15 protein-coding genes are annotated in these 14,856 nt (G+C 40.7%); 3 read left to right on the top strand and 12 right to left on the bottom strand.

What is annotated here, in order from left to right; translation table 11 throughout:
• Positions 1-307: 307 nt before the first annotated feature.
• Positions 308-442, bottom strand: a complete 135-nt coding sequence (locus K8L98_RS26680) for an RAxF-45 family protein (protein WP_420828836.1) — start codon at positions 440-442, stop codon at positions 308-310.
• Positions 443-631: 189 nt separating this feature from the next.
• On the opposite strand from K8L98_RS26680, the gene K8L98_RS08395 reads away from it, so the two are divergent.
• Positions 632-2,173: an FAD-dependent oxidoreductase gene (locus K8L98_RS08395; RefSeq protein ID WP_223441169.1), complete on the top strand. Its 1,542-nt coding sequence runs from the start codon at positions 632-634 to the stop codon at positions 2,171-2,173.
• Between the two features lie 46 nt (positions 2,174-2,219).
• Here the strand turns inward: K8L98_RS08395 and K8L98_RS08390 are convergent, their stop codons facing one another.
• Together K8L98_RS08390 and K8L98_RS08385 are read right to left on the bottom strand one after the other, a co-directional pair.
• The gene (locus tag K8L98_RS08390; protein ID WP_223441168.1) at positions 2,220-2,561 is read right to left on the bottom strand and encodes a zinc ribbon domain-containing protein YjdM; all 342 of its coding nucleotides are present in this window, start codon (positions 2,559-2,561) and stop codon (positions 2,220-2,222) included.
• A 62-nt stretch (positions 2,562-2,623) separates the two neighbouring features.
• Entirely contained in the window at positions 2,624-2,821 is a 198-nt protein-coding gene (locus K8L98_RS08385; RefSeq protein WP_029281940.1) for a cold-shock protein, read from the bottom strand.
• Positions 2,822-3,109: 288 nt separating this feature from the next.
• Between K8L98_RS08385 and K8L98_RS08380 the strand changes: the two genes are divergently transcribed.
• On the top strand, positions 3,110-3,910 hold the full coding sequence (locus K8L98_RS08380; protein WP_338037024.1) for an alpha/beta fold hydrolase: 801 nt from the start codon (positions 3,110-3,112) through the stop codon (positions 3,908-3,910).
• Positions 3,911-4,143: 233 nt separating this feature from the next.
• Here K8L98_RS08380 and murQ read toward each other — a convergent pair whose 3' ends face one another.
• The 6 genes from murQ to ggt form a co-directional block, all read right to left on the bottom strand.
• Positions 4,144-5,052 carry an N-acetylmuramic acid 6-phosphate etherase gene (gene murQ / locus K8L98_RS08375; protein ID WP_223441167.1) on the bottom strand — a complete coding sequence of 303 codons (909 nt, stop codon included), beginning with the start codon at positions 5,050-5,052 and terminating at the stop codon, positions 4,144-4,146.
• Positions 5,052-5,777, bottom strand: a complete 726-nt coding sequence (locus tag K8L98_RS08370; RefSeq protein WP_223441166.1) for a GntR family transcriptional regulator — start codon at positions 5,775-5,777, stop codon at positions 5,052-5,054. Before K8L98_RS08370 ends, murQ begins: the two co-directional genes overlap by 1 nt.
• On the bottom strand, positions 5,774-6,529 hold the full coding sequence (nagB, locus tag K8L98_RS08365; protein WP_223441164.1) for a glucosamine-6-phosphate deaminase: 756 nt from the start codon (positions 6,527-6,529) through the stop codon (positions 5,774-5,776). Before nagB ends, K8L98_RS08370 begins: the two co-directional genes overlap by 4 nt.
• The gene (gene nagA / locus K8L98_RS08360; RefSeq protein WP_223441162.1) at positions 6,526-7,710 is read right to left on the bottom strand and encodes an N-acetylglucosamine-6-phosphate deacetylase; all 1,185 of its coding nucleotides are present in this window, start codon (positions 7,708-7,710) and stop codon (positions 6,526-6,528) included. The genes nagB and nagA overlap by 4 nt, the downstream gene beginning before the upstream one ends.
• 229 nt (positions 7,711-7,939) lie before the next feature.
• Positions 7,940-9,388, bottom strand: a complete 1,449-nt coding sequence (gene nagE / locus K8L98_RS08355; protein ID WP_223441160.1) for an N-acetylglucosamine-specific PTS transporter subunit IIBC — start codon at positions 9,386-9,388, stop codon at positions 7,940-7,942.
• A 497-nt stretch (positions 9,389-9,885) separates the two neighbouring features.
• The gene (ggt, locus tag K8L98_RS08350) at positions 9,886-11,643 is read right to left on the bottom strand and encodes a gamma-glutamyltransferase (RefSeq protein ID WP_223441157.1); all 1,758 of its coding nucleotides are present in this window, start codon (positions 11,641-11,643) and stop codon (positions 9,886-9,888) included.
• Positions 11,644-11,866: 223 nt separating this feature from the next.
• Here ggt and K8L98_RS08345 point away from each other — a divergent pair, with 223 nt between their 5' ends.
• Positions 11,867-12,292 carry a PH domain-containing protein gene (locus tag K8L98_RS08345; RefSeq protein ID WP_223441153.1) on the top strand — a complete coding sequence of 142 codons (426 nt, stop codon included), beginning with the start codon at positions 11,867-11,869 and terminating at the stop codon, positions 12,290-12,292.
• Positions 12,293-12,328: 36 nt separating this feature from the next.
• Here K8L98_RS08345 and K8L98_RS08340 read toward each other — a convergent pair whose 3' ends face one another.
• Genes K8L98_RS08340 through K8L98_RS08330 form a run of 3 tightly spaced genes read right to left on the bottom strand, consistent with a single transcriptional unit; the run spans position 12,329 to position 14,769 of the window.
• Positions 12,329-12,772: a GNAT family N-acetyltransferase gene (locus K8L98_RS08340; RefSeq protein ID WP_223441151.1), complete on the bottom strand. Its 444-nt coding sequence runs from the start codon at positions 12,770-12,772 to the stop codon at positions 12,329-12,331.
• Positions 12,738-13,346, bottom strand: a complete 609-nt coding sequence (locus tag K8L98_RS08335; protein ID WP_223441149.1) for an MFS transporter — start codon at positions 13,344-13,346, stop codon at positions 12,738-12,740. The genes K8L98_RS08340 and K8L98_RS08335 overlap by 35 nt, the downstream gene beginning before the upstream one ends.
• Positions 13,336-14,769 (bottom strand): FAD-binding oxidoreductase, encoded by a 1,434-nt coding sequence (locus tag K8L98_RS08330; RefSeq protein WP_223441147.1) that lies wholly within the window; start codon positions 14,767-14,769, stop codon positions 13,336-13,338. Before K8L98_RS08330 ends, K8L98_RS08335 begins: the two co-directional genes overlap by 11 nt.
• Between the last annotated feature and the right edge of the window lie 87 nt (positions 14,770-14,856).

Raw genomic sequence — 14,856 nt, 5'->3', positions numbered from 1 at the left:
GATTTGTTCTGGCCGAGGAGTTGGGCCATGAGCTAGACATCGATGCGCATAGCTCTGTAATTCTTAAAACTAAAAAAAGACCAGAAAGAAACAGTTTCCTGCTTATCCTGGTCTATCGAAAAGCGAAACCGCCTTGCTCAGCGCAGACATGGCAGATAAGGATCCGCCAAAGTCCTGTTTTGACTTTTTTGGCGGAGCGTTTCTGACCGGGGAGCTAGGCGGTGCAGCTAGACATTGATGACATAAAAAAACGGAGAGCTAATAAGCTCTCCGCATCACTTTTAATTGAATGGATAAGAGAATCTTCTTAACGTTTGATTGTGCCTATGCAATTAGTAAAAAAGGGCATACGTATCCCGTTGATCACAATTGCATGAAAAATTGCACGACATAAATAAAGGTATGACAACTCTTTACCGTGCGACACTTTCAAACTCATCATCTCTTATCCACCTCCGTTCTTTAAGTTACTACAAGTATAACCGATGACTGTCAAAATTATCAATTAATTATTTTATATACATTTATTTGTATTTTATGGAAATCATAAAATGGAACTTTCATCAGAGATTATTAAAAAAGTTTACTATTCATAAATACAGGATAATTGTTAAATAAAGGAGGGATCCATTTGAAGAATCAGAATTCAAAGCTGCCTAAATTTCCAGAGCCTTACTGGAGAGATTCTGCCGAGCTGCCATCTTTTCCGAAGCTCTCAAAACATGTGAATGTAGATGTGGCGATTGTTGGCGGAGGAATCACCGGGATTACTTCTGCCTATTTACTTTCAAAAGAGGGACTTTCAGTAGCATTAGTCGATTCAGACGTAGTGTTAAACGGGACAACCGGCCATACCACTGCAAAAATAACCGTGCAGCATGATATTATTTATGATGAGCTTATTCAGCACTTTGGCGCTGATGGAGCAAAACATTATTACGAAGCAAATAAAAGCGGTCTCGAATTTATTCGCAAAATGGTTGATGATAAGAAGATTGACTGCGGGTTCTCTGATGAAGACGCAATTCTTTATGCCGTTTCAGATGACTCACTAAAAAAACTGCAAAAAGAAAAAGAAGCCTATGATACTCTTGGCATTCCATATGAATATACAGATACCATTCCGATTGATATCGAGATCCAGGGTGCGCTGATCGTAAAAAATCAAGCCCAATTCCATCCTTTGAAATACTTACATACCCTGCTTCAGGAAATGTCACAGACTGGTGTTCAAATTTTTGAAAATACAGCGATTATCGATATAAAAGGAACAGAAGATGAACCGAAGCTGATTACGAATGAAGGATTTGAAATCACCTGTCAGCATGTCATTGCAGCATCGCATTTTCCTTTTTATGATGGGAATGGATTTTACTTTGCAAGAATGTATGCAGAGCGCTCGTATGTACTAAGTGCTATGACCGATAAGCCCTATCCAGGTGGAATGTATTTAAGTGTGGACGAACCAAAACGCTCGCTTCGTTCTGCAGCAAACGGCGGAGAGGAGCTTGTCATTATCGGAGGAGAGGGCCATAAAACAGGTCAGGTAAACGATACGCATAAGCTTTATGAAAACCTTGAATCATTCGGAGAAAAAGTTTTCGGCTTAAATGACATCACACATAGATGGTCGGCACAGGATTTATATACTCTTGATAAGGTGCCGTACATCGGAAATCTTACTTCAAACAAAAAAAACATCTATACTGCAACAGGCTTTCATAAATGGGGCATGACAAACGGAACCTTTGCTGCCATTCTGCTGAGGGACTTGATCGTGAAAAAAGAATCCCGCTACCTTGATCTTTTTACACCATCCCGCTTCCAATCCGATCCGAGTGTAAAAGAGTTTCTGAAACAAAATGCGGACGTAGCCAAGCATTTAATCTCAGGCAAGCTCAAACGTCCATCCAAAAAACCTGAAGATCTTAAAGTAAATGAAGGCTGCGCGGTCATGTTTCAGGGTAAAAAAGCCGGCGCTTATAAAGATGAACATGGCGTACTCCATCTCGTTGATATGACATGCACTCATTTAGGCTGCGAAGTAGGATGGAACAGCGGCGACCGTACGTGGGACTGCCCATGCCATGGATCCAGGTTTTCTTACAGCGGAGAGGTGATCGAGGGACCTGCAGATAAGCCTCTGAAAGTACTGGATGCTGAATCTGAATAGACTTAAAAAGGACAAGAGTCATTCTTGTCCTTTTTCAATGCTGCACTTAAACCTTTTTAACAAATTCAGATTTTAACTGCATCGCACCAAAACCGTCGATTTTGCAGTCTATATCATGATCTCCATCCACTAAACGGATACTCTTTACTTTTGTTCCTATTTTTATAACCGATGAGCTTCCTTTTACTTTGAGGTCTTTGATGACGGTAACAGAATCACCATCATTTAAGATATTTCCGTTTGCATCTTTAACAACCTTTTGATCTTCCATACTTTCAGTTTCCGCATCTGCTGTCCACTCATAAGCACATTCCGGGCAGACAAATAGACTGCCGTCTTCATACGTATAAGCGGATTGACACTTTGGGCAATTTGGCAATTCGTGCATATTTCCACCTCCAATTTTTATGCATAAAAAAAGACTCCCGGCATGGGAGTCCTTTCGTTCAATTACTTTTGAACGTTAGCAGCTTGTGGTCCACGAGCGCCTTCAACGATTTCGAAAGTAACTTCTTGGCCTTCTTCTAAGCTTTTGAAGCCTTCGCCTTGAATAGCAGAGAAATGTACGAATACGTCTTCTTGACCTTCTGCTTCGATGAAACCGAAACCTTTTTCTGCGTTAAACCATTTAACTTTACCTTGTAACATGTGTGTATCCTCCTCGTGCGTCATCCGCACAATTGTATTACTATCCCTGCTCTAGATAATATTCTTCAAGACGAATGCCTTTTTAATCATATTACGAACAAAAATAATTACTCTTAGTATAGCAAATTGGGCCTCAGCCCGCAACCGTTTCTCATATTTTTTTAGGCTGCTATCCAATTTTTTGAACAACTTCGAAATGTGTCGCTTTTCTTACAATTTAGCAATCTGCTTCACATTCACTCTCTAAACATATTAAGATGGAAGTTCCAATTAAATGAAAGATTGCAGGTGCAGAACATTTTATATTACCGGACACTTCGGAATCATGAGCAGAAGCCGTGGGTCACGTTTATCCACGGAGCCGGCGGGAGTTCTGCGATATGGTACAAACAAATACGCGAATTTAAAATTCATTTTAATATTTTGCTGATCGATCTGAGAGGTCATGGCAAATCACAAAAAGGAATGTGGAAAAAAGGGGATGATTTCACTGAGATTGCTCAGGAAGTCATTGATGTTCACGATCACCTCAATATCAGCTCTTCCCATTTTGCAGGTATTTCTCTTGGAACGATTGTTATCCAGTCAGCTGCGAGGCTTAGGCCTGCTCTGATTTCTTCTATGCTATTAGGAGGAGCCATCACTAAGCTGAATGCTTTTACCCGTTTTTTGCTCATTCTCGGCAGCCTGGGGAAACGGATATTGCCGTACATGTGGCTGTATGCTTTCTTTGCCTGGATCATCATGCCTTACTCCAATCATAAAGAAGCACGGTCAATGTTTATCTCTCAAGCACAGACAATGTGCCAGAATGAATTTATTCAGTGGTTCTCACTGACACGATTTGTGAATCCATATTTAAAGGAGCTTCAGAAGGATTTCCACGAGATTCCGACACTCTTTGTGATGGGTGATGAAGACCACTTATTTTTGTCTGCCGTTAAGGAAATTGCAGCTTCACATAAAGAAGTCAAAGTTATTTACATAGAAAATTCAGGCCACGTTTGCAATATCGACCAGCCTGAGCAATTTAATGCAGTCGCAATACAGTTTATAAAGGAAAAAAATTCATTAAAGTTTGTTATATAAAAAAAGCTTGGACTAAATAAGTCCGAGCTTTTTTTAGCAATTTCCATCCAAAAGCAGATTCTCTGCACTTCCCTAGAAGAGATTAATTGGAAGAACCTTGTCTCCTTCTTTTTGCCCCATTTCCTGTTTGTACCATAATCAAGCTTACCGAAATGTTCATGTTTAAGACGAAGACAGTAGCCTAATTTTAAATCTTTTGTAAATGACTTAAAACTGTTAAGGAATGATTTCCTCTACTTTTTATCTTTATCGAAAAAATACTGTATCGCCTGTTTCAGTTTCCCTTCAGCCCGTTCTATAGAAACTGCAGCTTGTTCATGTGAAGATTGAGTTACAGTCATAAAGATCGCTTCTTTTAAATTGTAATGTGTTTGATGCATGGCAGATTCAGCTGCCTCAGCATTAATTCCGGTCAAATCCATTAATATATTTTCAGCCCGCTTTTTCAGCTTCAAATTAATGAGTTTCATATCCACCATTTCATTTTGATACACTTTTCCGAGCCGGATCATCACGGCAGTAGATATCATATTAAGCGCTATTTTCTGGGCTGTGCCCGCTTTCAGCCTTGTGGAACCTCTAATGACTTCAGGACCAGTTGACAATTCAACTGAGACATCACTTATTTTGGAAACGTCAGTATGTTTATTGTTGCTGATGGAAATTGTGCATCCTCCAACTTCTTTTGCATAAGACAGACCGCTTTTAACAAACGGTGTGGAACCGCTGGCCGTAAGTCCAATTACACAATCAGATGTGTTTAACTGATAGGATTGAAGCTCATTGCGAATAACGCTTTCATCATCTTCAGTCTCTTCAAGCGGCTGCCACATCGCTTCATTTCCGCCAGATACAATGGCAGTCCATCTGCCGGTTTCTACTGAAAAGGTTGGGCCAAGCTCCACTGCATCAAGCATTCCGACTCTGCCGCTTGTTCCCGCACCAATTACAAAGACTCTTCCTCCCTTATTCCATCGCTTCACGACCGCATCAACAGCTTTTGCAATTTGCGGCAATGCTTCATTTACTGCCGCCGTTATTGCTGAATCTTCTTTGTGCATCATTTCCACAATCTGAAGGGAATCCATTTCATCAATAAGCGAAGTTCTCTCATTTCTCTCTTCGGTTGGTTTACGCACCATTATAATCGCTCCATATCAATTGTGAATTTATAGCGATCTGCGCGATAGACGGACCTGACGAGCTCAAACGGTTTGTTTGTATCAAGCGTGGTTCTCCGTTCAATCAGCAGTACTGGTGCGCCTTCAGCAACTTCAAGCATCTCAGCCTCCGTTTTTCTGGCAATGGAGGCTTCCAGCACTTGTCTTCCATGCTGTATCTTTAATCCAAGCTTATTTTCTACATAATCATAAATGGAGTTCACTGCTATTTCCTTCGTTAGTCCTTGTGCAAGCTCTTTTGATATATATAGCATTTCATACGCCATTGGAAGCTGATCAGCAAGCCTCACACGTTTCAATTCAAAGAGTAGAGCCCCTGCTTCAACCTCAAGCTTGGCAGCAAGATCATGACTGGCTTCAACTTCAGTAAAACTGATGACGCGAGTGCTCGGTTCAAGTCCTCTCGAACGCATATCTTCTGAAAAGCTTGTTAAGCCCTGAAGAGGCTGCTCAATTTTTTGATGGGCAACGAAGGTCCCTTTTCCACGCTGCCGGTATAAATAGCCGTCATTCACCAGATTCGAAAGAGCCTGTCTCACCGTCATCCTGCTTATTCCATACTTTTCAGCGTATTCTCTTTCTGAAGGAATCATTTCACCAGGTATTAATTCTTGTTGTTGAATGGCTTCTTTTATTCCTTCTTCAAGCTGATAATAAATTGGGAGCGGAGAATTCTTTTGAATCATTTGGCAAACATCTTCCTTTCATCTTGATGCAATTTTGACAATGCTTCTTGATCAGCAATGATGATTGTATCCGGATGATTTCTTAAAATCGTTGCCGGTATGGAGCTTGTAACATCTGAATGAAACAGATCATATAAAATAGATGATTTTTGCAATCCTGAAGCGAGAAGCAGCACTTTTTTGCTTTTCATAATTGTAGCGATCCCCATTGTTACTGCATGAGTTGGTACATCTTCAATTGAATCAAAGTAGCGGGCATTTGCCTGGCGGGTTGACTGTTCCAAAGCAACCAAATGAGTATTCGATTCAAAAGAACTTCCCGGTTCGTTAAATCCAATGTGCCCATTTTGACCGATGCCAAGAAGCTGAAGATCGATTCCGCCAAATTCCTCAATTTTTCGATCATAATTCTTACATTCCGCTTCCATATCATGTGCTTCCCCGTTTGGAAGAAAGGTTTGAGAAGAAGGAATATTGACCTCATCAAAAAAGTGTTTCTTCATATATGCATGATAGCTGTTTTCATCTTGTTTTGATAAGCCTGCATATTCATCAAGATTGAACGTTTTAATATGCTGATAGGCTGTTTTGTTTTGCTGATGATCTAAAATCAGCTGCTGATAGGTGCCAAGTACAGTCCCGCCAGTTGCCAAACCAAGCACAGAATCAGGTTTTGACTTGATTTGAGCCAATATAACCCCTGCTGCGAGCATACTCATTTCGTGATAATCTTTTGCTTCAATTAGCTTCATTGTTCAACACTTCCTGTAAAAGAGATTTTGCCTCTGCAAAACGTCATCAGCACTTCATAATTTTCATCGAGTACGACGATGTCAGCATCTTTTCCGATTGATAGACTACCTTTGCGGTCATAAACGCCGATTTGTTTAGCAGGATTAACGGAAGACATTTTTACAATCTCTTCTAGTGAACAGCCTGAATAATTCATCATGTTCACTGCAGCGTCTCTAAATGTCAAAATACTTCCTGCAAGAGTACCATCAGCAAGCGTCGCCCTGTCCGCATCAACCGTTACTTCTTGCCCGCCAAGGTCATATTTGCCTGCTCCAAGACCTTTAGCTCTCATCGCATCTGTAATTAATATAGTTCCCTCACTGCCTTTTACTTTATAAGCAAACTTCACCATTTCAGGGGCAATGTGAATACCATCCACAATCATTTCTGTTTTCACTTCATCCATCATTAGCACAGTACCTGCTACACCTGGTTCCCTGTGGTGAATACCTCTCATTCCATTGAACAGATGTGTGGCATGCTTCACGCCGCTTTCGACAGCCTTTTCAACTTCTGAATAGACGGCATCACTATGGCCAATTGAGGCCGTTATGCCCGCAGATGTTAAATGCCGGGCCAGTTCATATCCATTCTTGCGTTCTGGTGCAAGTGTGACCAGCTTAATATAATTTTCTGCTTCTTCCAGCCATTTATTAAAAAGTTCGAATGATGGTTCAATGATATTGCCTGGAGCCTGGGCACCTGCACGCTTTGGATTCAGAAAAGGACCTTCTAAGTGAATACCAAGCACTTCTGCTCCTTCATTATTTTCATATTTGATATAATCAGCTGCATTCTTCAGGGCATCCGTAATCTCTCCTCGATCTGCAGTCATCGTTGTTGCGAGATAACTCGTTGTCCCTTCTTTCGGAAGAGCTCTGCTCATCGTTAAAATCGCTTCTTTTGTCGCATCCATCACATCTGCACCATCTGCACCGTGGATATGAATGTCAATAAAACCCGGCAAAATGGAAGCACTGCCTCTAAGATTTATCACCTTATCTTTAGGTTTAGGTTCAGTCATTTCAGCTAAGTCCCCAGCTTCAATAATTTTATCGTTTTCAATGAGGATAAAACCGTTCTGGTAAACGACTTCACCTGTATATAATTTTGCGTTTGTTATATAGGTTTTCGGCATGGTTACAGCTCCTTGCATCTATTCTCAGACTTACTATAACACCCATTCAGCTAGTTGTCTATACCAGTATCTTGAGATCACTTGTATTATATGGATTGGAAGTTAAAACTCCCTCCTATGATTTAAGCAAGCAATTGTCATTGGAGGGAGTTTATGTTTAGAGAAAATAATTACACTTTAAAACGAATAGCTTTATTGAATAATATTCAGTTTAAACATCTATTCTCAATTATTTTCTTATTTTTTCCATTTCATCAGCTACAAACTGTACTTGTGTACCCACGATTACCTGAATGCTGTTTTTTCCGACAATATTAATTCCCGGTACACCCGTATCTTTAATCTTTTTCTGATCTACTGCATTCATATCTTTCACTTCAATTCTTAAGCGAGTCACGCAGTTGTCTACAGACGTTACATTTGCGTCTCCGCCCAGGCCATCATAGATCTTGGCAGCCATTACTGCAAACTTAGAGCCTTCTATGTGAGATGAATCACTGCTTACTGTACCTTCATCTGTATCTTCTTCTCTTCCAGGCGTTGCCAAATTGAATTTTGTAATTAAGAATCTGAATAATACATAATAAATGACCGCTACCACAAGTCCTTGCAGAAGCAACATATAAGGCTGATTAGCTAACGGTAATCTTGAACTTAATACAAAGTCAACAAATCCTGCACTAAAACCAAATCCTGCTGTCCAATGGAAAAATGCTGCAACAGCTAATGAAAGACCTGTTAAGGCTGCATGGACAACATAAAGTGCCGGAGCTAAAAACATGAATGCAAATTCAAGCGGTTCTGTTACCCCAGTAAAGAATGAAGCAAAACCTGCAGCTAACATCAACGATGCCGTCTGTTTTTTTCTTTTCGTTTTTGCAGTATGATACATTGCTAACGCTGCGGCTGGTAAACCAAACATCATAATTGGGAAGAACCCAGCTTGATACATTCCTGTAATTCCCTTAGTTCCAGTTCCTGCCCAGAAATTACCAATGTCATTAATTCCAGCGACATCAAACCAGAACACTGAGTTTAAAGCATGATGCAGCCCAGTAGGAATTAAAATTCTATTGAAGAAACCATATAATCCTGCACCAATAAATCCTAATTTACTGATCCATGTTCCAAAAGCAACTAATCCAGTAAAGATTACAGGCCATGCGAAGAACAATACTACTGAAACCAGCAACATAGAAACAGCTGTCATGATAGGAACTAAACGTTTTCCACTAAAGAAAGATAATGCAGCCGGCAATTGTACATGACTAAAACGGTTGTACATAATGGATGCTACGATACCTGAAAGAATCCCAACAAATTGATTTCCGATTTTAGCAAAAGCAGCGTTGACATTTTCCGGGTCAACCCCTTGAAGCATCGCTACTGAGTCTGTTGAAAGCAGCGTTGTGATAACCAAGTAAGCCACCAAACCACTCATAGCGGCAGAACCATCTTTTTCTTTTGACATTCCAAGTGCTACTCCAACTGCAAAAAGAATCGCCATATTGTCAATAATAGAAGATCCGGCTTTTATTAAAAATGCTGCGATCGGATTCCCTGCTCCCCAGCCTGCAGGATCGATCCAATAACCGATTCCCATCAGAATCGCCGCAGCCGGCAATACTGCTACAGGCAGCATCAATGAACGGCCGATTTTCTGTAGATATTTCATCATTTTACATTCCTCCAAAATAAAGTATAGGATAATAAAGGATTTAGATTTACTTGATGAAGACGACTCCTTGTATTCGTTTTCAATTTCACTATACCACGGATTCAACTAGTTATCTATACCAGTTAATCTGTTTTTTTTTTACAATTCAAACCATTTTTGAGCATAAATCAAATGTTATATTTAAAATATGCTAGATTCTTGAAATAATACTACTAGCCGGCAAAGTCTCCGAGTTGCTTTAAATCCTTTAAAATAAAGGATGATCTTACCACGCAATTCCGAAATTATCTACCTCTATTCCCAGACTTATTGATTTTCCAAAACAATTCTGAGACTTTACCCCTTTATTCCGAGACTTTTGAATTTAATTCCGAGACTTTTAGAAATAATTCCCATACATTTCGAATTAATTCCGTAAAATTGTGAACTTCCGCAAAATCCTAAGTTAACTTGAAAACAAAAAAACAGCACCCTCTCCAATAGGGTGCTGCATTCTCTTACTTATCTTTCTTCGTTTTCAGATCAACGCCGATTGCAGCGCCATTTCTGCTTGAGTCGGCTACTCCTTTAAATGTTCCTTTTTCGTTATCAATCAGGATGCTTTGCACGTTGCCAATGACAACAGGGTTTATGCCAAACCGGTGACCCATTTGATTTAAGCGAGCGATGAGGTCTGAAGAGATGCCGTTTTCAAACCGATACGAATTCAGATTATTCGTATAGATCCTAGGTTCTTCAACTGCTGCTTTTAGTTCCATATCATATTCGATAGTGTGAAGAATCGTTTGAAGCACGGATGTGATAATCGTTGGTCCTCCAGGAGATCCGACAGTTAAAACAGGTTTATCATCTTCAAATACAATGGTTGGAGTCATACTGCTGAGGGGACGTTTATTAGGCTGAACTTCATTGGCTCCGCCCGGAACAGCGTCAAAGTCAGTGAGTTCATTGTTCAGCATTAAACCATATCCTGGAACCATTATGCCGGTTCCAAAAACCTGCTCAATGGTTGTTGTATAAGAGACGACATTTCCCCATTTATCTGTCACGCTGAAGTGAGTCGTTTCTCCGTACTTCCTATCATTTGGCTGCACTGTTTGTTCATAGTCGGCAGTACCTTCTTCGTACCTCCACGGATCACCCGCTTGAGGATTTGGATTAACTTTATCAAGACTGATCATCTGCTGTCTTTTGGCAATGTAATCCGGATGGAGCAGTCCATCTACTGGCACATCTACGAATTCAGGATCACCGGCATAGGCTGCACGGTCAGCATAGGCAAGATGCATGGCCTCTGCCAGTAAATGATATTTCTCAGCCGAACGCACGTCATATTGAGACAAATTGAAATCATCGAGGATCTTCAGCATCTGCAGCAAGAAAACTCCGCCTGAGCTTGGAGGCGGCATGCTTGCAATTTTATACCCCTGATACTCACCCCAAATTGGTTCATCAATTGTGACATTATATCGCTTCAAATCATCCGGCGTCATGGAGCCTCCAAAATCCTGTACGGTGCCGGCAAGAGCTTGCCCGATTTCACCTTTGTAGAACGCATCCGTTCCTTTTGAACGAATCAGTTTAAAGGTTTTCGCCAAGTCTTTTTGAACAAGCTTGTCCCCTTCTTTTATCGGTGTACCTTTTGGAAGGAAGACGTCCTTTGCAGCAGTAGCGGATAACGTATCAGCATTGTCTGAAATCGCTGCTGCTAAAACCGAATCAATTTTAAAACCCTTTTCAGCGAGTTGAATCGAAGGACTGATCAGTTCCTTCATTGATCGCGTGCCCCACATGTCCAGAGCCGTTTCCAATCCCTTCAGCGTCCCTGGCACTCCAACTGCAGTTCCGCCTTTGTATCGTTCTGAAAAAGGAATCGGAACTCCGTTTTCATCGAGAAACATATCTGGCGCCGCTCCTGCAGGCGCCCGCTCGCGGCTGTTAATAATCGTTGTTTCTTCTGTTTTGCCGTCATACACCATCATAAAACCGCCGCCGCCAATTCCGGACATCATCGGCTCTGTCACATTCAGCGCATATTGAATCGCAACAGCTGCATCAATCGCATTTCCGCCCTTTTTAAGAACATCAGCTCCAATTTTAGATGCCAGCGGATGGGCCGTTGTCACCATGCCGTCCCGTCCAACATCGACCTGACTGTATTCCTCTTTCTTTTCCGGCTTCTTAGCCTCTGTACTGACCGGAAATCCTCCAGCAAGCAAGATCGCAATCAGGAAAACACTCAACCTTCTTTTCATAACCTTCCTCCTTATAAGCAGAATCTCATCTCTACCATATGTAAAAGAAAATAGAGAATCAAGCAATACGTCAGAATTATCTGAATATTAGTCCGTTCGTCCTATCCTTATTTTTCCTGATTTCACTCTATAGGGAATTTAGTATGGTATGAAAACTAGATAACAATACCTTCAGAAAAAAGGAAAAATGTGCTAAAATAATTCTTGAAAGGGGACTTTATATATGATCTTTCAAGTTAAGAAAAATCCGATTCTTGTTGCCATTGTGCTGTTTCTGATCATTCTGCCATTTTTTCTGCTTTTCCGGTCTGAATCCCTTCCATCCCTGATTATCCCTTTTTTGCTTTCAGCTTTTTTAGCCCATGCATTAATAAAATCCTACTTTGTTATTGAAAATCAAAAATTGATTATCGTCTTCGGATTAATAAAAAAAGAAATACCTCTAAGGGATATTAAGGAAATCCGCTATTCAAATAACCCGCTCTCTTCTCCCGCCTGGACGCTGAAAAGACTTGAGATCATTTTTGCAAAGCCGATTGGACCCAGACCTCAATTCTCCACGAGATTTGCACTTGTCTCACTGCCTAAGGACGAAACTGGCTTTTTCAGAGAACTGACGAAGCAAAATCCCTTCCTTTCAACACCTTAAAAAGTGCCGGCACAACTTTCGTGCGGCACTCTTTCTTTAATATATACCCAACCGGTAAATGGCCTCGCCGTTTTCTACTTTACCTGTATGAATAAAACCGGCTTTTTGATAAAGCCTTATCGCCTGACCATTCTCAGGATTGACTCCAAGTAAAAGAAATGGGCTGACATCATACCGTGATTTCATAAAACTGAGCACAATCTGCAAAGCTGCAAAGCCATACCCTTTTCCTTGATGGGCTTGATCAACCATAAACCGAACCAGCCAGTACACCCCATCTTTAGGATCCTTTCCGATCATCGCAAAGCCGATCATTTTATTTCCCGCATAAAGGCCCAGCGGCAAAAAGGTGGTTTCAAATCTTGATTCTGCCAGGGAATACAGGTTACTCGCAACAAACCTCTCTTGCTCTTTTTGAACCTTAAGCGATATACATGTTTCCCAATTATGCTTCGTTATGGGATGGAGCTGAATCTGCATGGTACGGCACCTTCTGTTCCTTATCAAAGTATGAATCTGATATTCTTAAAACGCTGACTCCGCCAATAAAGTAGACGGATGAGGCAATGAAAAAAAGAAATGTTACAGTAAAGTACTGAGCTAAAAATCCGCCTCCCATGATCGCAGCCGCTGACATAAGCGATGTGAAAAAATGATAGTTTCCAACTTGCATGCCGCGTTTTTCTTCCGTCGTCCACTGCGTCAACAGCATTTTTTCCCCATGCTTCTGCATCGCGCCAAAGATACCCATGATCATTTGACATACATATACTTCTTCAATCGTTCCCATGTGCGGGTAATACAAAAGAATCAAAGCCATTCCGAAAGAAGAAACCGCTAACATCACTTTGTCGCTTATTTTTCCTGACAAACGGCCTAGAAGCGGATGAACAAGCGCTGCTGAGAGACCAAATAATCCATACGATATGCCGAACTGTGAAAAAGAGGACCCTACATTTTTTATAAACAAAATATAGAATGGGAAGATGAAATTGCCCGCAAAAAACAGGGTGCTCTGAGCCGCAACAAATCTTCTGAACGAATCATTTTTCATCGCGGCCATACTCCTCATAAAAGTAATTCATAAAAATTTCCTTTTCGTCATATGTTCGCTTCAGTCCGAAAAACTCATCTGTTCTTGGATACGCACGCTTCATTTGCTCCTTAGTCGGATAAGGCTGATAAGGCAAATAATATGTGCCGCCAAAAGAAAGGGTGACATCAATCATCTTGCGGATCACGTTTCTGGTCTTCTTTATTTCATCATCAGACAAACCCTGATTGATTAATAAAACGAAGGCAAACATTTCATCTCGGCTGTAGGACAAAACAGCATCTTCATTGTGATCTACGTAGCGAATGGTCATATTAAATAGATTCAGCTCTTCCTCAGTCAATGTCTTCCGCAGACTGTCCACATAGTCAGGAAATGCATCAACCGGGACAAAGTATTCCTGAAGAATATCCGTATTTGTTTCATGTTCATACTCCAGAAACTCAGACTCTGACCGCATCACATTATTTCTTGTAATATAGGAATCTTCTTTTTTTAAAAAATATGACTTTTGGGCATTCCAAAAAACATTTTTTCCCCAATCGTAGTTTCTTGATAAACCAAGCAGGAATTTCATGAGCGCAACATTCTTTTCTTCACTTAGTTCATCATATTCTGTACGAGCCCCCTGATCACCTGCAAGCTCATAGTTCGTCACATACATTTCGCTCAAAAAAGTGTCAGGTGCAGTGGATAATCTGGCAAGATGCATCCTGACCTTTTCATTGCCTCTGACTGCCTGTTTAAAATAATCGGCATATTCTTTGTAATCGAGAGCTTTTGTTTTCATTTCATAGAGCTCATCAACCGTTAAACTGATTTCTGCGTCTAAAATCACTCCAAACAATCCGTATCCGCCTATGACAAGCGGGAATAGTTTTTCGTTTTCTGTTCTGCTGACCCGTACAATTTCTCCATCGGCGTTCAGCAATCGAAAGGACTGAATACTGTCAATTAGAGAACCATGGCGGATATCCCGTCCATGTACATTCACGCTCATCGAGCCTCCCACCGTGAAAATATTTTGAGACTGCATGACTTTGACTGCAAGTCCATGCGGATTGACGTAACGCTGAATATCGTCCCAAGTCGCCCCGCTTTGAACAGTTATCGTCTTATTCTCTTTATCAAAGTCCAAAATCTTATTGTAGGAAGTCATATCAAGCACGATTGCATCTTTGTAATAAGTATGTCCTCCCTGACTGTGCTGCTTTCCCGCAATTGAAATTTTCTTATTCGTCTCTCTTGCTTCTTTGATTGCTTTTTTGAATGACTCAATCTCTTTTCCTTTTATGACCTTATCAATTTTTATTGGCATTAAACCGCTGACATCTGTCATGATTAACGGATCATTTTTTTCTTCTTCTGAAGCCGCTTTTAGTGAACATGTAAAAACAATGATAAATCCGAGAGTGAGGAGCATTAAATATCTCTTTTTAATAGTTCCACCGCCAATTAGAAAAATGTGTTATTTAGTTACATTTTACACTTAGTGGCTATTTTTAACAAT

Source organism: Metabacillus dongyingensis (assembly GCF_019933155.2).
Classification (GTDB): Bacteria; Bacillota; Bacilli; order Bacillales; family Bacillaceae; genus Bacillus_P; species Bacillus_P dongyingensis.
The sequence above is the reverse complement of the archived record's forward strand: the minus strand, read 5'-3'. Positions and strand labels throughout refer to the sequence as shown.